This window comes from Streptomyces sp. NPDC005866, assembly GCF_040629895.1.
Lineage (GTDB): Bacteria > Actinomycetota > Actinomycetes > Streptomycetales > Streptomycetaceae > Streptomyces.
The window spans coordinates 57,752-75,499 of record NZ_JBEXWP010000017.1 but is presented as its reverse complement, the minus strand read 5'-3'; the positions used below and the strand labels follow the sequence as shown (position 1 = coordinate 75,499).

Annotated in this window: 14 protein-coding genes and 2 pseudogenes; 4 read left to right on the top strand and 12 right to left on the bottom strand. The window is 70.0% G+C overall.

Annotated elements, in window-relative coordinates; translation table 11 throughout:
* Positions 1 to 36 precede the first annotated feature (36 nt).
* On the bottom strand, positions 37 to 696 hold the full coding sequence (gene ribA, locus ABZ396_RS24535; protein ID WP_358918756.1) for a GTP cyclohydrolase II: 660 nt from the start codon (positions 694 to 696) through the stop codon (positions 37 to 39).
* Between the two features lie 38 nt (positions 697 to 734).
* Between ribA and ABZ396_RS24530 the strand changes: the two genes are divergently transcribed.
* Positions 735 to 1,493, top strand: a complete 759-nt coding sequence (locus tag ABZ396_RS24530; protein ID WP_358918755.1) for a creatininase family protein — start codon at positions 735 to 737, stop codon at positions 1,491 to 1,493.
* 98 nt (positions 1,494 to 1,591) lie between these two features.
* Here the strand turns inward: ABZ396_RS24530 and ABZ396_RS24525 are convergent.
* From ABZ396_RS24525 to ABZ396_RS24505, 5 genes and pseudogenes are all read right to left on the bottom strand, one after another.
* A pseudogene (locus ABZ396_RS24525) lies at positions 1,592 to 2,422 on the bottom strand (lysylphosphatidylglycerol synthase transmembrane domain-containing protein); the annotation flags it as partial.
* 47 nt (positions 2,423 to 2,469) lie between these two features.
* Positions 2,470 to 3,417: a class I SAM-dependent methyltransferase gene (locus ABZ396_RS24520; RefSeq protein ID WP_358918754.1), complete on the bottom strand. Its 948-nt coding sequence runs from the start codon at positions 3,415 to 3,417 to the stop codon at positions 2,470 to 2,472.
* Between the two features lie 92 nt (positions 3,418 to 3,509).
* Positions 3,510 to 4,727 carry a glycosyltransferase family 4 protein gene (locus ABZ396_RS24515; RefSeq protein ID WP_358918752.1) on the bottom strand — a complete coding sequence of 406 codons (1,218 nt, stop codon included), beginning with the start codon at positions 4,725 to 4,727 and terminating at the stop codon, positions 3,510 to 3,512.
* Entirely contained in the window at positions 4,724 to 5,122 is a 399-nt protein-coding gene (locus tag ABZ396_RS24510; protein ID WP_358918750.1) for a 6-carboxytetrahydropterin synthase, read from the bottom strand. The genes ABZ396_RS24515 and ABZ396_RS24510 overlap by 4 nt, the downstream gene beginning before the upstream one ends.
* Positions 5,123 to 5,272: 150 nt before the next feature.
* Entirely contained in the window at positions 5,273 to 6,253 is a 981-nt protein-coding gene (locus ABZ396_RS24505) for a zinc-binding alcohol dehydrogenase (RefSeq protein ID WP_358918748.1), read from the bottom strand.
* 121 nt (positions 6,254 to 6,374) lie between these two features.
* Here ABZ396_RS24505 and ABZ396_RS24500 point away from each other — a divergent pair, with 121 nt between their 5' ends.
* From ABZ396_RS24500 to ABZ396_RS24490, 3 genes are read left to right on the top strand one after another with little or no spacing between them, the layout of a single operon-like run.
* Positions 6,375 to 7,181: a CDP-alcohol phosphatidyltransferase family protein gene (locus ABZ396_RS24500; RefSeq protein WP_358918747.1), complete on the top strand. Its 807-nt coding sequence runs from the start codon at positions 6,375 to 6,377 to the stop codon at positions 7,179 to 7,181.
* Positions 7,123 to 7,638, top strand: a complete 516-nt coding sequence (locus ABZ396_RS24495; protein WP_358918745.1) for an ABC transporter permease — start codon at positions 7,123 to 7,125, stop codon at positions 7,636 to 7,638. The genes ABZ396_RS24500 and ABZ396_RS24495 overlap by 59 nt, the downstream gene beginning before the upstream one ends.
* A gap of 5 nt (positions 7,639 to 7,643) precedes the next feature.
* Entirely contained in the window at positions 7,644 to 8,681 is a 1,038-nt protein-coding gene (locus ABZ396_RS24490) for a hypothetical protein (protein ID WP_358918743.1), read from the top strand.
* A 409-nt stretch (positions 8,682 to 9,090) separates the two neighbouring features.
* Here ABZ396_RS24490 and ABZ396_RS24485 read toward each other — a convergent pair.
* The 6 genes and pseudogenes from ABZ396_RS24485 to ABZ396_RS24460 all read right to left on the bottom strand — a co-directional run.
* A pseudogene (locus ABZ396_RS24485) lies at positions 9,091 to 9,567 on the bottom strand (leucine zipper domain-containing protein); the annotation flags it as partial.
* Between the two features lie 337 nt (positions 9,568 to 9,904).
* The gene (locus ABZ396_RS24480) at positions 9,905 to 11,785 is read right to left on the bottom strand and encodes a discoidin domain-containing protein (protein WP_359185847.1); all 1,881 of its coding nucleotides are present in this window, start codon (positions 11,783 to 11,785) and stop codon (positions 9,905 to 9,907) included.
* 145 nt (positions 11,786 to 11,930) lie between these two features.
* Positions 11,931 to 13,289 (bottom strand): GH1 family beta-glucosidase, encoded by a 1,359-nt coding sequence (locus ABZ396_RS24475; protein WP_358926815.1) that lies wholly within the window; start codon positions 13,287 to 13,289, stop codon positions 11,931 to 11,933.
* Positions 13,290 to 13,327: 38 nt separating this feature from the next.
* On the bottom strand, positions 13,328 to 14,188 hold the full coding sequence (locus tag ABZ396_RS24470; protein WP_358926816.1) for a carbohydrate ABC transporter permease: 861 nt from the start codon (positions 14,186 to 14,188) through the stop codon (positions 13,328 to 13,330).
* Positions 14,181 to 15,173 carry a sugar ABC transporter permease gene (locus tag ABZ396_RS24465; protein ID WP_358926817.1) on the bottom strand — a complete coding sequence of 331 codons (993 nt, stop codon included), beginning with the start codon at positions 15,171 to 15,173 and terminating at the stop codon, positions 14,181 to 14,183. The genes ABZ396_RS24470 and ABZ396_RS24465 overlap by 8 nt, the downstream gene beginning before the upstream one ends.
* Before the next feature lie 5 nt (positions 15,174 to 15,178).
* On the bottom strand, positions 15,179 to 16,495 hold the full coding sequence (locus tag ABZ396_RS24460) for a sugar ABC transporter substrate-binding protein (protein ID WP_358926818.1): 1,317 nt from the start codon (positions 16,493 to 16,495) through the stop codon (positions 15,179 to 15,181).
* Between the last annotated feature and the right edge of the window lie 1,253 nt (positions 16,496 to 17,748).

Sequence of the window (17,748 nt, the reverse complement as noted above, 5' to 3'; positions counted from 1 at the left end):
GAGGAAGGGGGCGCGCCCGGGAGGCCACCGGGCGCCTCAGGACCAGTGCGCCACCGCGTCCAGATGGGGCAGCACGTGGTCGAGGCGCTCCCGCTTGGTCCGCAGATACGTGATGTTGTTCTCGCACGGCTCGATCAGCAGCGGGACCGTCTCGGCGACCTCGATTCCGTGGCGCAGCAGGGACTCCCGTTTGCGCGGGTTGTTGGACATCAGGCGTACGGAAGCCACCCCGAGGTCGCGCAGGATGCCGGCGGCGACGCCGTAGTCGCGGGCGTCGACGGGCAGGCCGAGGGCGAGGTTGGCCTCGACCGTGTCGAGGCCCTCCGCCTGGAGCGCCATCGCGCGCAGCTTGGCGAGCAGTCCGATGCCGCGGCCCTCGTGGCCCCGCAAGTAGACGACGATGCCGCTGCCTTCGGCGACGACCGCGCGCAGGGCGGCGGCGAGCTGGTCGCCGCACTCGCAGTGCTGGGAGCCGAACGCGTCACCGGTCAGGCACTCCGAGTGCAACCGGGTCAGCACCCGGTCGCTGTCGATGTCCCCGTAGACCAGGGCCACTTGCTCGTCACCGCGGTCGTGGTCCAGGTAGCCGATCGCCTGGAATTTCCCGTAGACGGTGGGCAGCGGTGTATTCACGACGCGTTCCACGCCCGAACGCCGTGGGGACTCCTTGCCGAGTACGCCGATGTTTTCTGTCATGATCTGATTCCTAAGCAGAGACGAAAGGCCGTCAAACGATGAATGGTTCGGGCGCGCGTACGGCGGCATACGGCTTGTTGCCGGCGGACACCACGGAAGAGGTACGTACCAGGGGGGCGGGCGTTTCATCTCAGGTCGCCGTCCTTCCGGTGGGGAGCTACGAACAGCACGGCCCCTTCCTTCCGCTGGCGACGGACACGCTCGTCGCATGTGCCGTCGCCCGGGAGATCGCCGCCGCGTTTCCGGTGCACCTCCTGCCTCCGGTGACGGTCTCCTGCTCGCACGAGCACGCGGCCTGGCCGGGGACCGTCAGCATCTCCTCGGTGACCCTGCACGCGGTGGTCCAGGACATCGCAGAATCGTTGCGCCGCTCGGGTGTCGAGGCGCTGGTCGTGCTCAACGGCCACGGCGGCAACTACGTGCTGGGCAACGTCGTCCAGGAGGCGTCCGCGCGGGGTGAGCGGATGGCGCTGTACCCGGCCGCGGAGGACTGGGAGACAGCGCTCGTGCGGGCCGGGGTGGAGACCTCGGCGCTCACCGACATGCACGCGGGAGAAATCGAGACCTCGATTCTGCTGCACGCTCATCCCGAATTGGTCCGCCCTGGTCACGAGTCCGCCGATTTCACCGCTGACGACCGCCGTCATCTCCTTACCCTGGGAATGTCCGCCTATACCGAGTCGGGCGTCATCGGCCGTCCCTCCCTGGGGTCGGCGGAAAAGGGGAAGGAACTCCTGGCGAGCCTGGCCGATTCCTTCGGAGCGGTTTTCGAACTGCTCACCTCGGGGCGGGAGTAGCGCATCCCGGCGTACCAGCGGACGACCAGGACCACCAGGCCCGGCAGGGCCGCCACGAAACTGAGGACGCCGTAGACGACGGCGGTGGCGAGCCCGCTGTCCGCGCCCAGGCCCGCCGCGGCGAACGCCCAGGCGGTGACGCCCTCCCGGGGCCCCCAGCCCCCCACGTTCAGCGGCAGCCCCATGGCGACCAGGGCGAGAACCGCGATCGGCACCAGCACCGGCACGGAGGCGGTGGAGCCGGCGACCCGCGCGGCCACCACGAACATCCCGACGTGCCCGGCGAGGATGACCGCGGAGGACAGCGCGACGCCCGGCCCGTTCTCCCGTGACAGCAGCGCCCGTCGGGCCTCGGCGAGGGCCGAGCGGAGGGCACCGCGACGCTTGCCCGGGGCCTTGTTCATGCGGACGGCGGCCACGATCGCGCACGCGCCGAGCACCCCGGCCATCAGCAGCGGGGCGAAGCTGCGCACGTCGTCGCGGACCGGCGAGGGCAGGATCAGCAGCGCGCCCGCGCCGAACACCGTCAACGCGATCTGTCCCGCGGTCCGTTCGAGGACGACCGCGCGGACCCCGCGCCCGATGTCGCCCTCGCTCCGCCCGTGCCTGACCGCCCGGTGCACATCGCCGAGCACCCCGCCGGGCAGGGCCGCGTTGAGGAACAGCGCGCGGTAGTAGTCGCCGACGGCGGGCCCCAGCGGCAGCCGCAGGCCGAGGCTGCGGGCCACCAACTGCCAGCGCCAGGCGCTCAGTACGGTCGTGACCGCGCCGATCAGCAGGCCGGCGACCAGCGTCGGGGTGTCGATGCGGCGCAGTCCGTCGAGGAAGACGCCGGTGCCGAGCCGCCACAGCAGCACGGCGATGATGGCGACTCCGGCGAGGGTGCCCACGTGGGTGCGAACGGCACGGAGGCCGAGCCGCGGGGGCATGGTCACCGGGGCGACGGGGGCGGCCGCACGGACCAGGGTGGGGGTGGTCATGAGGTGCCTCCGGTCGGCCGGGCGAGCGCCAGCAGGTCGCTGTGGTGCAGGACGACCCGCAGTTCGCCGGCCGCGCAGGCGGCGAGTCGCTCGGCCAGATAGGCCTCGGCGCGCTCGGCCAGTTCGGAGCGCTCCTCGACGGCCGCGCCGACCCAGCCGCGCAGCCACTGCTCGGTGAGCGCCTTCTCGTCGGGGCCGAGCCGCCAGGGGCTGGGGTGCACCTTCACGGTGGCGCCCCGGTCGGCGAACGCCTCGCAGGCGGCCGTGACCGCGTCCGGGCCGAGCATCCCGTCGCGCCGCTGGTGGGCGTTGAAGGCCTCCGTGAGCTCCGCGTCCAGCGGATGGGGCGAGCCGAACTCGACCCGTCCGGCGACCGACAGGGTGAGCAGGGCGGGGCAGCCGGCCCCGGCGCAGGCCTCGGCGAGTATGCCGACGTCCTCCCGGGTGAGGACGTCCAGGAGCGCGGACGCGGTCACCAGCGAGGCGCCGGCCAGTGCGTCGGGGGTGAGGCGGGCGACGTCACCACGGCGGGTCTCCACCGTGACCCGGCTGCCGTCGGCGGCCACGCGGGGCGAGGCGACGGCGGCGAAGTGCAGGAGGTAGGGGTCGCGGTCGTGCAGGATCCAGTGCTGGGCGCCGTCCAGGCGGGGCGCCAGCCAGCGGCCCATGGAGCCGGTGCCGCAGCCCAGGTCGTGCACGACCAGACCTCCCGTCTTGCCGGGCAGGTTGGCCAGCCGGATCCGCAGCGGGTCCAGCAGATCGTGCGCCCGGGCGGCCGCGTCCGCGCTCTCCCGCAGCTCCAGCCATTCGGGGGCGTACCGCGGCGGCTCCTCGGGCCCGCTCTCGCGCAGGCGTACGGTGGCCCGCTCGCCCAGGCGCACGACGGGACCGGCCCCTGCGATCACCTCGGACCGTCCGGGCTCACCGGCGGCTGCGACATCCATGTGCTCTCGTCCCACCTCTGCATCGGTAGCATCCCTGGGCCCCGGCGGCGCGGGGATCGCGCCGACCGGAGTAGTGGTCGTCGTCTCGCTGGTCATGCCGCCCTCCGGGGTTCGTCGGGGAGCCTCAGCAGGACTCCGGCCAGACTGCGGGCGGTGGTCGCCCAGCCGTCGAGCGCCGCCCGCCGGCCGCGCGCGGCGGCCTTCAGACGACGGCGTACGTCGGCCTCGCCGAACCAGCCGCGCAGTTCGGCGGCGAGTGCGGCGGGGTCCTCCGGCGGCACGAGGATGCCGGGCACCCCGCCGTCGGGGGCACGGCCGACCGCCTCGGGCAGCCCGCCGACGTCGGTGGCGAGCACCGGGATACCCCGGGCGAGGGCCTCGGTGACCGCCATGCCGTAGGTCTCGGCGTACGAGGTGAGGACCATCAGGTCGGCGGCGGCGTAGCTGGCGTCGAGGTCGGCGCCGGAGCGGGGACCGGCGAGGTGCAGCCGCTCGGTGAGCCCGTGTTTGGCGATCAGGGACCGCAGATGGGCGACGTACTCCGGGTCCTGGCCGAGCCCGCCCACGCAGGTGCAGGTCCACGGCAGGTCCCGGACCGCCGCGAGGGCCTCGACCAGCCGGTGCTGGCCCTTGCGCGGGGTGACGGCGGCGACGCACAACAGGTGCGAGACCCCGTCGGTGCCACCGGCCAGCGGGGCGATGTCGGCGCCCGGGGCGGCGACATGGACCCGCTCGGGGGCCAGACCGTGGTGCGAGACCAGCCGCCGTACCGCCCAGTCGCTGGTCGCCACGACGGCCGGCACGGCGCGCAGCACCGCGCGCTCCCGGGTGTCCAGGTCGGTGGCCACGGCCGGATCGAGCCCGGTCTCGTCGCCGAGCGGCAGGTGCACGAGGACGGCGAGCCGCAGCCGTTCGGCCTCCGGTACGACGGTCTCGGGGACCCCGCACGCCACCAGGCCGTCCAGCAGGACGATCGCGCCGTCGGGCAGCTCCCGCAGGGTGCGGGCGAGGGTGTCCCGGGCGGCCGCGTCGGGGCGGGGCCAGGAGCCGGGCACAACGTGCTTGGTGACCTGCCAGCCGAAGCCGGGCAGGTCCAGGCAGACCCGCCGGTCGTAGGCGTTGCCGCCGCTCGGCGTCGCCAGGTCGTCGACACCGCCCGGCAGGACGAAGTGCACGATACGCAGGGACATGGGCAGGATCCCGATGTTCGCGGGGGCTTTGGTCTCGGCGGTCTTGTTCTCGCCGGTGCCTGCGCGCTGCGCGGGCACGTAGGTGAGGGCCGGGGCCCGGCCCATGGTCACGTCGGTCACAGGGCACGCTCGTAACTCGCCCAGGCGACATGCGACTCGTGGAGGGTGACGGTGAGTCCGGCGAGGCCCCTGGCGCCTTCACCCAGCGCGCCCTTCTCGATCCGCTCGGCGAGCCGGTCGGCGATGACCTTCGCGAGGAACTCCGTGGAGGTGTTGACCCCGGCGAAGTCCGGTTCGTTGTCGAGGTTTCTGTAGTTCAGCTCGCTGACCACGGCACCGAGCTCCTGGGTGGCGAGACCGATGTCGACGACGATGTTGTCTTCGTCCAGCTGCTCACGGCGGAAGGTGGCGTCCACGAGGAACGTGGCGCCGTGCAGGCGCTGCGCGGGCCCGAACACCTCGCCGCGGAAGCTGTGGGCGATCATGATGTGATCGCGGACGGTGATGCTGAACAACGGACGACCCTCCAGGTGCGGCGCGTCTGGTCCCTCGGCTGATCCCTGCCGGGGGATGCCCTTAATACGGTTCCTGGCTTCCCCGTGTTCAGTCCACTCTCACCCTTTTCTGAGGTCAGGCCCACTTGGCGGGCCGCGTTGGACGTTGCGTCAGCCGATGTCGCCGTAGCGGATCCGGTGGCAGAGGGCGGGGATCTCCCCGGAGGCGAGTTTCGCAAGCACCTCCGGCAGTTCTTCGAAAGCGCTTTCCCCGGTGATGAGGGCGTCCAGCGCCGGATCGGCGAGCAGGTCAAGGGCCAGGGCGAGCCGGTCGGCGTAGCTGCGGCCGGCCCGGCGTGGGGAGACGGTGCCGACCTGGCTGCTGCGCACGGTGAGCCGGCGGGAGTGGAACGCCTCGCCGAGCGGGAGGGCGATACGCCGGTCGCCGTACCAGCTCAGTTCGAGGACCGTGCCCTCGGGGGCGAGGAGTTCCATGGCGCGGGTGAGGCCCTGCTCGGTGGAGCTGGCGTGGACGACCAGGTCGCAGCCGCCGAGGGCGTCCTCGGGCGCCGCGAAGTCGACACCGAGGGCCTCCGCGGTCTTGGCGCGGGCCGGGTCGGCGTCGACCAGCTGAAGCCGTACGCCGGGGAAGCGGGCGAGGAGGGCGGCGACCGAGCAGCCGACCATGCCGCCGCCGATCACCGCGATCCGGTCGCCGACCAGGGGAGCGGCGTCCCAGAGGGCGTTCACTGCGGTCTCCACGGTGCCCGCGAGCACCGCACGCGCCGCCGGTACGCGCTCCGGTACCACCGTCACCGCGGCCACCGGAACGACGTAGCGCGTCTGATGCGGATACAGGCAGAACACCGTACGCCCGATCAAGTCAACGGGGCCTGCCTCCACGACGCCGACGTTGAGGTAGCCGTACTTCACCGGCCCGGGGAACTCGCCCTCCTGGAACGGCGCCCGCATCACCGCATGCTGGCTGGCCGGCACCCCGCCGCGGAACACCAGTGTCTCGGTTCCCCGGCTGACCCCCGAGTACAGCGAGCGCACCAGCACCTCGCCCTCGGCGGGCTCCGTGAGGGCGACGTCACGCAGCTCTCCGTGGCCCGGAGAGCGGAGCCAGAACGCGCGGGCCGAGCGGTTCATCGGCATCCTCCTGAACGATCGGGAAGTTGTTCACGTACCGAGATGTGCACAGCGACAAGTGCACAGGCCGCGCACAGTACGCGGCGCTGATCGACTCTGTCATTCGGCCGGAGGACGTGCGGTGGCCCTGAACAACAATTACCAAGCCAGGCTGGTCCAGCAGGAGACCGCTGTGGGAGCGGGCGTGCAGATCCTGCTGCTGACCCTGCTCGGGTCGGCGATCGGCATGGGGCCGGCCGGATGGGCGACGGGTCTCGCGTTCGCGATAGCCACCTGGGCGGTGCTCTCGCGGGCCCTGCACCGCACCCGGCCACGCACCTTCGGCCCGGCGAACCGGGTCACCCTCGGCCGCGCGATCCTGGTCGGCGGTGTCACGGCGCTGGTCGCCGACTCCTTCGAGAGTTCCCCGCCGGTCTCGCTCCTGGTCGGCCTGACCGCCGTGGCCCTGATCCTCGACGGCGTGGACGGCAAGGTGGCCCGCCGCACCGGCACGTCGACCGCGCTGGGCGCGCGTTTCGACATGGAGGTCGACGCGTTCCTGATCCTGGTGCTGAGCGTGTACGTCTCGACGCGGCTGGGGCCGTGGGTGCTGCTGATCGGCGCGATGCGCTACGCGTTCCTCGCGGCGGCGAAGGTCGCGCCCTGGCTGAACGCCCCGCTGCCGCCGTCGATGGCCCGCAAGACGGTCGCCGCGATGCAGGGCATCTGCCTGCTGCTGGCGGGCGCGGACCTGCTGCCGTACCTGGCCGACCTGGGCGTGGTGCTGCTGGCGCTCGGCTCGCTGGTGTGGTCGTTCGGGCGGGATGTGGTGTGGCTGTGGCGGAACGCGCGGGCGGCGACGCCGACGGTGGTGGTGGCGGTTGGGGAGAGTGCGCGGGTGGAGGTGCGCGTGGAGGAGATCGAGAGGCTGGAACTGGCGGTGCGCTGAACTGAGTACGGCGCGCATTCGGCCAGGTCGTGTCAGTGCCTGGCCACATACTGGCGCCCATGCAGATGACGGAGCACGCACTCAAACGGGCCTGGGCGCGCTAGTGGTCGCCGGAGCCCTGTCCCGGCAGCGCGTACGCGAGATCGGCATCCTCAAAGCCGTGGGCTTCCGCAGCCGCGGCATCCTAACCATGCTCGTCGCTGAGATGGCCCTCGTCGGCGTCGCCGGTGCACTCGTCGGCTCGCTGCTGGGGGTCGGCGGTGCGGCCGCCACCGTTGCCGTCCTCCACGGCGACCCAGGCCTCGCCCCCTACCTGCCCGTCGCCCTTCCCCTACCCAGCGCCCCGACACTGGGAGGACTGCTCCTGCTGACAGTGGCCGTGACCGTGATCGGCGCATGGATGCCTGCGCGGCGCGCCGCCCAGCTCGCCCCCAGCACCGCGATCAGTGAATGGTGAGTTCGATGAAGCGCATCCTGCGTCCCGCTCTGGCCCTCGTAGCCCTGTCCGCCCTCGCTGTTCCCCTCGCGGCGTGCGGCCCTGGCGGCGTCACCCTCGGCGACGACTGGGAGGGATCCAAGGTCTTCGTGCTGTCGAAGGTCAACGGGCTCACCACCGTCGTCGGCATCGATCCGGACCGCCATCGTGCGGAGTCGCTCGCCGTCGTGCCCACCCAGAAGGACGACGACGACATCCAGAACCCGCAGATCGTCCGCCTCACCGACGGACGCTGGGCCGTAGCCATCCCCAAGAAAAACGGTAAGCCGAGCGTCCTGTACCAGGTCGATACCAAGGACCACGACCTGGCCGGACTCGGGCACGTCCAGGGCGCCAGCACCCTTGTGCCAGCCGGATCCCGCACGTTCGCGGTTTCCAACGCGGCACTGTCACCCACCCAGCAGGCCAAAGCCCTCGTCTATGACCCCGCCACCTGGCAGGTCGAACACCAAGTGCCCCTGCCCATCGACCCCACCGTCACCGCTGGCGGCGAGAGCGGAGTATGTATCAGCGAGGTCACGGACACCGGTTCTCGCGTCGCCGTAATCACCCCCAAGTCAACCGACAAGCAGGCAACCGTCCATACCTTGACCATAAAAGTCGAGAACATTGCCTGCGGCCCGGGCAAGCCCGTTCTCGCCGGAAGCGCCAAGCAGCAGACCACCGATGGACCACCCACGCTTCAACTCCGCACCCAGGACGGCATGGACATCCTGACGGCCTCAGCCGGCAACATCCGCCAGGTCGCCTCCACCCGAGACACGATCACAGCAGCGATCACATTGCCGCACAGCGTGGAACTGGTGGAGGTCTCTCGAGGCGATGGCCGCGAACTGCACCACATGACCATCAAGGACATCAACGAAGCACAGGGAATGAGCGAAACCACTCCAGGGACATGGGTCCTCGCAGCCGGGAACCGGGTAGTCACCGCCGACCTAACCCACAGCACCAGCCACAGCTTCAAGGTACCCGGAGAACTCATCGACACTCCCCAAGCCTGAATCCGACCCGCAGACTACGTCGGATTGACACCAGCTTCGATACGGCAGCTGTACATAGGTCTGCTGGTGCTCGTCGCTGCTGTTCAGCGGCTTGAGGGGGTGGCTGCGGGTGTGAGGGCGGCCACCATGATCACGACGTGGTGTGACGCAACACCAGAACGAGACGGCCGCTTCGGCCACGGTAGAGCACGCAGGCCACCACATTGCGTTCGGGGGCCTGTTGGGCTCGGTGGCCGACCGTTGGCGACGGACATCCTTGAGGTGGTCCTCGCCCGCCGCGCCGTACAGGACGGCGGTGGTCGCCGCTACGCGCTGCGCCGGGGTTGCGTGTGGACCCTTTCTTCGCCGTCGTCCTCTTTGTCGTGGTCTTCTTGGCCGCCGTCTTCTTCGCCGAGGCCCTGGCCGCGGCACGTCCTTGGGTGCGGTGGCCGCCGCCGTCGGGGATGCGGCCGAGTTTCTTGACGTCGATGTGGATCAGTTCGCCGGGCCGGGAGCGTTCGTAGCGGCGGACTGGCTCGCCGGTGGCCCGGTCCAGCGTGGCCAGGGCGGGCACGCCGTGGCGCTTGAGGATGCGGTGGGCGGTGGACGCGGCGACCCGGGTGCGGGCGGCCGGCCGAAGTGGTCCGATGCGGTGCTCGCGTCGTATCCGCACCACCTCTGCTTCCACCGTGGCGGGCGTCTGCCGGGGTGAGCGGTGAGGTCGGCTGGAGCGTTCATGCATGCCCTCGGCTCCGTGGTGGCGGTAGCGGCCGGCCCATCGGGCGGCGGTGGTGTGGCTGACCTGGAAACGTTCCGCGGCCCGCCGCACAGGCCAGCCGTCATCGACAACGCACCGGGCCAGACGCAGCCTGCCGGTCGGGGTCAGCGGGGCATTACGGTGGGACAACGAGGGCCTCCTGGGTGCCGGTTGTAGATGTCGCAATCCACACCGAACCCAGAGGCCCTCACCTCTTTCAAGGACCGCTCAAGGCGTGTCGCCTGTCACCAACGTGCCGGGACAACACACCTAGGGCCTCGTCGACTTCCGCGTCCGAGACTTCCACCGCCGGCGGGTAGGTCTGTGACGGGTCGCGGATCTCTTCCGGCCAGCGCATCGCGTGCAAAGCGATCACGCCCTCCCGCACCCGCAGCAGCCCCGGCCGCTCCCGCTCGGACCAGGCGGACTTGTGCAGCTACGAGGGAGCCCGGCCGTGTTGCTCGTCTCCGGGGAGACGTACGTCCCCCTACCGCTTCTGCTCCACCCGCACCCAGTCCACCTCCGCCTGCACTCCCCCGGCCGCGATCTTGTCCACGCTGGACTGCGGCAGGCCCCAGTAGGGGCTGGTGACCTGGTTCCAGCCGGCCGGGTAGGCGCCGCCCAGGGCGAGGTTGAGGATGACGTACTGGTTGTGGTCGTAGACCCACTGGCCGCGGGTCGACTCCAGCTTGTTGCGGGTCGTCTCCTGGACCAGGGTGTCGTCGACGTAGAAACGCATCGCCGTCGGTGTCCACTCCACCGCGTAGGTGTGCCACTGGTCGATGGTGCCGCCGTTGGGGAAGGTCTGGCGGGTGCCGATGTTGCCGTCTGCCGAGTAGCCGGGGCCGTGCAGCGAGGTGCTCGTCCACGTCGGGTAGCCGATGTTCTCCATGATGTCGGTCTCGCCGGAGGCCGGCCAGGAGACCGACGGGTTGTCGACGTTGCTGCCCAGCAGCCAGAAGGCGGGCCAGTAGCCGTCGCCGACCGGGAGTTTCATACGGGCGCTGACCTTGCCGTAGGAGAAGTCGAAGTGGGTGTTGGTGTCGATGCGGCCGGACGTGAAGTCGTAGGTGCCCCCGCCCGCCTGGGTGCAGCCCTTGCAGTACTTCGCCCCGAGGACCAGCTCTCCGTTCTGCGTGCGGACGTTGTTCGTGGAGTCGACGTACGCCTGCGACTCGCCGTTGACAGGGCCCATCTCCGTGCCGGTGCGGACGACCCGCCACTTGGAGCGGTCGAGCGAGCCGCCGGTGAAGTCGTCGAAGAACGTGGTCTGGTACGTGCCCGACTGCTCGCCAGGGAGGGCCGGGTAGGCCGCCTGCGCGCTGCCGCCGGTGCCCCAGACCTGGAACTCGTAGAGGGAGTACCCGAACTGGGCGGTCGAGGGGGCCGGGTTGTAGAAGCTGCGGCGCTCCTTGCCGAGCATCCGGACATAGCGGCCGGTCGCCGGGGAGGGGAGGGTGACGGTGTCGTGCAGGCCCGCCGCGTCCCCGGGGGCGACGACGTTCGCGCGTCGGGCGGCGATGGCGGCGGCCGAAGGTTCGTACACCGTGCGCCAGTTGACGTTGTCGGCGGAGACCTGGAGGAGGTAGTCGACGGCGTACGCCGACTCCCAGTACAGGTCCACCGAGGAGATCGTGGAGGTGGCGCCCAGGTCGACCGAGATCCAGCGGTCGGCGTTCCAGTCGCTGGACCAGCGGGTGTAGTCGCCCTTCAGGTCGGCCGGCCAGCCGCCGTCGGTGGCGAACGCCGGTGAGTTGCCCGCGTGCTGGTAGTAGTTGGAGTACGCCGGGTGGTTCAGGGCGAGGTTGCTGACGGTCGAGGACGCCGGGGCCGGGGTGCCGCCGTAGACCTTGAAGTTCCACAGTGAGTAGCCGTAGGGCGTGGCGCGTTCGATGCCGCGCATCCGGATGTAGCGGCCGGTGACCTCCTGTGGGTAGGTGTGCGCGGTGACCGAGCCGCCGGTGCCCGCGGTCTCGGTGTAGAACGGCGTCCAGTCCGTGCCGGTCTTCGAGGCCTCCAGGACGTATTTCTTGCCGTAGGCGGCCTCCCAGTCGAGGACCACGCGGTCGATGCGGATCGTGCTGCCGAGGTCGATCCGGATCCAGGCGTCGTTCGCGAAGTTGCTGGACCAGCGGGTCGCGCCGTCGCCGTCGAAGGCCATGCCGGGAGTGGTGCCGCCGTTCTCGCTGCCGGAGGCGGTGACGGCGTTCGGGTCGGCCGCGTAGGCGGTGTTCGCACGGTCGGTGTCCCAGGTCACGGCGGCGGCAGCGGCGGACGCCGGTGCGGCCAGGACCGGGCCCGGGGCCAGCAGGGCCGCGGTCGCGGCGGCGGCGGCGGCCAGGAGGGTGCGGGGAATGCGGGATGGCATGCGGGTCTCCTGAGTGTCGATGGTGCACATATTGTTGTGTTCATGACAGATCAGAGCTCGGTGTCCATGGACCGTCGTGCATGCGTGTGAGAGTGCGGTGCGGTGGGCGCGGAACTCCCCTGGTCCGCGCCCACCGCGGTCCCGGTCAGGCCGCCTGGCGGCCCTGTCCCCGGTGGTCACGGATGATGTCCGCGTACCGGCGGCCGCTGCCCTTGATCGTGCGGACCTGGGTGCGGTAGTCGACGTGGACCAGACCGAAGCGCTTGGCGTAGCCGTACGCCCACTCGAAGTTGTCCAGCAGCGACCAGGCGAAGTACCCGGCCAGCGGGGCGCCCTTGCGGGCCGCCGAGGCACAGGCGGCGAGATGGCCGACCAGGTACTCCTGGCGCTCGGGGTCGTTGACGGTGCCGTCGGGGCGGACCACGTCCGGGTAGGCCGAGCCGTTCTCGGTGACGTAGAGCTTGCGGGCCCCGTACTCGTTCGTGAGGCGCAGCAGAAGCGTCTCGATGCCGCTGGCGTCGATCTCCCAGTCCATGCCGGTGCGCGGGACGTCGGGGCGGCGCACGGAACGGGCGTACGGGGCCGGGCCGTTCGGGTCGTCCTCCACGTACGCCGGGAAGTAGTAGTTCAGGCCCAGCCAGTCCAGCGGGGTGGCGATGGTCTCCAGGTCGCCGGGGCGCTCGGGGAGTTCGACGCCGTACGTCTCGACCATGTCGGCCGGGAAGCCACGGCCGTGCACCGGGTCCAGCCACCAGCGGTTGACGTGTCCGTCGTGGCGGCGGACGGCGGCCTCGTCCTCGGGGCGGTCCGAAACGCTGTACACGGTCGACAGGTTGTTGACGATACCGACCTCGGCGCCGGGCGCGGCGGCGCGGATCGCCTGGGCGGCCAGACCGTGGCCGAGGAGCAGGTGGTAGGAGGCGCGGACGGCGGCCGTGAGGTCGGTCAGACCCGGGGCCATCTTGCCCTCCAGGTGGCCGATCCAGGCCGAGCAGGAGGGCTCGTTGAGGGTGGTCCAGTGCCGGACGCGGTCACCGAGCCGCTCGGCGACGACGGAGGCGTAGTCGGCGAGGTGCTCGGCGGTCGCCCGCTCGGGCCAGCCGCCCCGGTCCTGGAGGGCCTGCGGCAGGTCCCAGTGGTAGAGGGTGACCGACGGGGTGATCCCTGCCGCGAGCAGGGCGTCGATCAACTCGTCGTAGAAGTCGAGGCCCTTGGCGTTGACCGGGCCGTCGCCGCCGGGCCGCACGCGTGGCCAGGCGATCGACAACCGGTAGGCGTTGGTGCCGAGTTGGCCCATCAGGCCGATGTCCTCGCGCCAGCGGTGGTAATGGTCGCAGGCGATGTCGCCGTTGTCGTCGCCCGCGATCTTCCCCGGGGTGTGCGAGAAGGTGTCCCAGATGGAGGGTGAGCGGCCGTCCTCGGCGACGGCTCCCTCGATCTGGTACGCCGCCGTTGCCGTTCCCCACAGGAAGTCGTGCGGGAGTGCGGCGAGGTCGATGGTCACGTAATTCCTTTCGCGACAAGCTTCTGAACTGGACGGGTTCACTTGACGGCGCCCGCCGTCAGCCCGGCGACGAGGTAACGCTGGAGCAGCAGGAAGCCGGCCACCACGGGGACGCTCACCACGAGCGAGGCGGCCATGATCTGGTTCCAGTACACGTCGTACTGCGTGGAGTAGCCCTGGAGGCCGACGGCCAGGGTGCGGGTGGTGTCGTTGGTCATGACCGACGCGAACAGCACCTCGCCCCAGGCGGTCATGAAGGCGTAGACGGCGACCGCGACGATCCCCGGGATCGCCGCCGGTACGACCACCCGGAACAGCGCGCCGAGCGGCCCGCAGCCGTCCACCAGCGCCGCCTCGTCCAGGTCCCTGGGCACCGAGTCGAGGTACCCGATCAGCATCCAGATCGAGAACGGCAGCGAGAACGTCAGATACGTCAGGATCAGTCCGCCGCGCGAGCCGAACAGGGCGATGCCGGTGGCGTTGCCGATGTTGACGTACAGGAGGAACAGCGGGAGCAGGAAGAGGATGCCGGGGAACATCTGGGTGGACAGCACGGTGACCGTGAAGACCCGCTTGCCGCGGAACTCGTAGCGGCTGACCGCGTAGGCGGCGAACACCGCGACGACGACCGAGCAGACGGTCGCCGAGACCGCCACGACCAGCGAGTTCACGAAGTATCGCGCGAGCGGGACCGTCGACCAGATGTCGATGTACGGGCGGATGGTCAGCCCGCTCGGCAGCCAGCGGAACTTGCCGGTGACGTCCGCGAGAGGCTTCAGCGAGCTCGAGATCATCACGTACACGGGGACCAGCACGAACCCGGTGAGCAGGGTGAGGAAGATCCCCCGGGCCCAGAGGAAGGAGCGCGGCGGGGCCATCGGCGAGTGGGGGCTAGACATCGGCGGTCCTCCGTCCGCGTGAGGTGAGCGCGAGATAGACGCCGGTCACGACCAGCAGGAAGAGCAGCAGGAGCACGGACATCGCGGAGCCGGTGCCGAAGTTCCAGGTGACGAAGGAGGCCTGGTAGATGTGGACCGAGATGAGGTCGGCGGCCTCCGGGGCGGACTTGCCGAACAGGACGTACGGCGTGTTGAAGTCGTTGAACGTCCACAGGAACAGGACGAGGATCAGCACCTGGTTGACCGGGCGCAGCGAGGGCAGGGTGATCCGGCGGACCTGCTGCCACATGCCGGCGCCGTCCAGGGCGGCCGCCTCGTACAGCTCTTTCGGGATGTTCTGAAGTCCGGCCATCACGATCAGGAAGGCGAACGGCCAGCCCTTCCACACCGACACGGTCAGCAGCGCCCAGAAGCTGTTGTCGCCGATCAGCCAGAAGGACGGCTTGTCGGTGAGGTGCAGCTGGTCGTGCAGGACGTGGTTCACCAGGCCGTTGTCGTGCTGGAACATGAACACCCAGGTGATGACGGCCGCGTAGACCGGCAGCGCGTACGGCACCAGGAACAGGGCGCGCAGCAGGCCCCGCCCGCGGAAGGTGTCCTGCATGAACACCGCGGCCGCCGTGCCGATCAGCCAGCACAGGCCGACTGAGAGCAGGGTGAATTCGACGGTGACGAAGAAGGAGTGCAACAGGGCCTTGCCGACCGGGGCGTTGAACTCGACCGACGTCCGGTAGTTGTCGAACCCGGACCAGGGGGCGGTGCCCCAGTCGCGGATGTAGAACTGGGTGAGCTCCTTGAAGCTCATCACGACGCCGATGACCATCGGCACCAGATGGACGAGGAGTTCGAGCAGCAGGGCGGGCAGAAGCAGCAGGTAGGGCAGTCCGATCCGGCGGATCCGCCCGGGACGGCGGCCCGAGCCGCCCGCCGTCCCGGCGGACTTCGCACGCACCGGCTCGTGCACGGCGGTGGTGGTGGTCGTCATCGCGTTCAGGCCGCCGGCATCTGCTGCTGGGCCTTCTCCAGCTGGGCCTTCACGGAGTCGGTGGTGACGGCGCGTCCTGCGGCCGCGTCGGCGAAGAGGTTCTTCACGGCCGTACCGACCGTCGTCTCGAACTGCGACTCGGAGGCCACCTGGGGCAGGGCCGCGGCGCTGGTGGCGAGGGTGTTCTTCAGGACGGCGTTGGCCGGGGTACCGAAGGCCGCGTCCTCCTGCACGGTCTTGACCGGGGGGATGGAGGTGTAGGCGGTGTTGAGAATCTTCTGTTCCGTGTCGCTGGTCATGAACTTCACGAACTTCGTGGCGCCGTCGACGTTGTGGGTGTTCTTGAAGACGGCCATGTTGATGCCCATGACCGCCGAGTTGACCTGGGCGCCGGTGCCGGGGGCGCCGGACTGCACGGGCACGGGGGCGATGCCGTAGTCGCTGTCGCTCATGCCCTGCGACTTGAGGTTGGAGGACGCCGACTGCCACAGCAGCATCGCCTGCTTGCCCTTGGCGAAGTCGCTCACCGACTGGTTCTGCGCGTACTCGGCGTCGCCGGTCGGGATGACCTTGTCCTTGGCCATGAGGTCGATGTACTGCTTCACCGCGGCGACGACCTTGTCGTTGGTGAAGTCCGGCTTGCCGTCGGAGGTGAAGAAGTCGGCGCCGTGCTGCTTGGCGAAGACGAAGGTGTGGTGGATGTTCTCCGACAGGTTCCCGCCCTCGGCGCCGAGCACCGACTTGCCCTTGGCGGATATCTTCTTGCCGTCGGCGACCAGCTCGTCCCAGGTGACCGGGGGCTTGGCGATACCGGCGTCGGCGAAGATCTTCTTGTTGTAGTAGAGCGCGTACGCCATCGAGTACAGCGGTACGGCCGCCGGGTCCTTGCCCTCGGCACCCGTGGAGCCCATCGCGGAGTCGACGAAACGGTTCTTGCCGCCGATCTTCTCGAAGTTCTTGGCGTCCCAGGGCAGCAGCGCGCCCGTGGCCTGCAGGGATGCGCTCCAGGTGTTGCCGATGTTCAGCACGTCGGGGCCCTGGCCGGAGGTGGTCGCGGTCAGGATCCGGTTGAGCAGATCCGACCAGGGCACGACCTCCAGCTTGACCTTGATGCCGGTCTGCTTCTCGAACTTGTCGAGCTCCGGCTGGAGCACCTTCTTGTCGACCTCGATGCTGGCGCCCTGGTTGGAGGCCCAGTAAGTGAGCGTCTTCGGGGAGTCGTTGGACCCGCCGCCGGTGGACGAACCGCCACCGCAGGCCGTGGCCGCGAGGGCAAGAGACATGGTGACGGCGCCTACGGCCGCGGCTCGGATGCTGCGCATGGCTCCAGCTGTGCCTTTCCGGGAGTCGAGAACCCCGAGAGGGCTTCGCGAAGGCCGGCGCCCGCACTTGCGAAGGCCGAGACCACCGTTCGACTCCCGAAGCCCCTCATGGCTTAATTTAGGACGTGAGTTAATCCCCCGAACAGTGACTCGTCAAGGGATCCGGCACGGGTATCCGCGCAGGCGAGCCGGGGAACACCCGGTTCCGGACCGGTGGCGTGTTCACGCCAGGTGGTGTGACCTGGGCCGGAGGCGCGTGACCTGGACAGAGAGGGCTCACGGGGCGTTCCACAACGGTTGTGTTTCGACGGGGGGTCACCGTACTGCGGGGCCGGTCGCTCCGCAGCGCGGGGGCGGGTCCCACCGCAGCGCGGAGGCCGGTCCCACCGCAGCGCGGAGGCCGGTGCAGGTACCTCCGCCGCAGGACGCACCGCAGGACGCACAGGGGGCGTTCGATCTCCACGGCGAAGACGGTGATGCCGCGGTCGCGACCCGGGGGCGAAATCGGTGACGATGGTCTTCCCTGCGTCGATGTGGGCGGGGATGCCCAGGTTGCGAACGGCCGCTGCAAGCGGGCTGACGGGATCGGGTGGAGTTCGGCGCGCATGGCCCGATGCCTATCGAATGCGGTTCCCTGACGGATCCTGGAATGGGCGGCGCAATTTCCGTGCGACGAAGTTCTCCGGGCCATGACTGATGGGCCATCAATGCCTGGGCGTCCGGCAGTAGTTGAAAGCCGGTCGGGTGTCACGGAGTCCGGTACGGGCCGCAGAGCGGGAACCGGCGGGACGGGGACGGCAGTCGTGCGGTCGCACATCACCCTCTCCCCTCATTCGTCCGAACTCGTCACGATAATGGGACGCGACCGCCTTCCGTAGGACCAGGGGAGTTGGCCCTCCCGGAGATACCGATTCGTTCCCTTTGCTCCGCTCCTCGGAGAATGGGACGGCTCGTTGTCCCGGCATTTTCCGGACATTCATCTGGACGGCTTCGATAACTCCGCGACCCCGGAAGGTGTTTTCCGGATCGGCGGACGGAGATCGAGCCCCTCATCGGAAGAGACCGCCAAAACTCCAGCGATTGGCCGAAAGGCACGCTTTACGACCCCCAGCGGGACGTTGGGACACCCCCCCTCTTCACCTGCCCGGCCGCCCCGGGAAAGGACGTCCGGAACGCCCCGGATGCACATCGTCGCGGGTGGCGCACGGAACGCGCCGGCATGTCCCGGGCCGGCCGGAGTTGATGTGGAACAT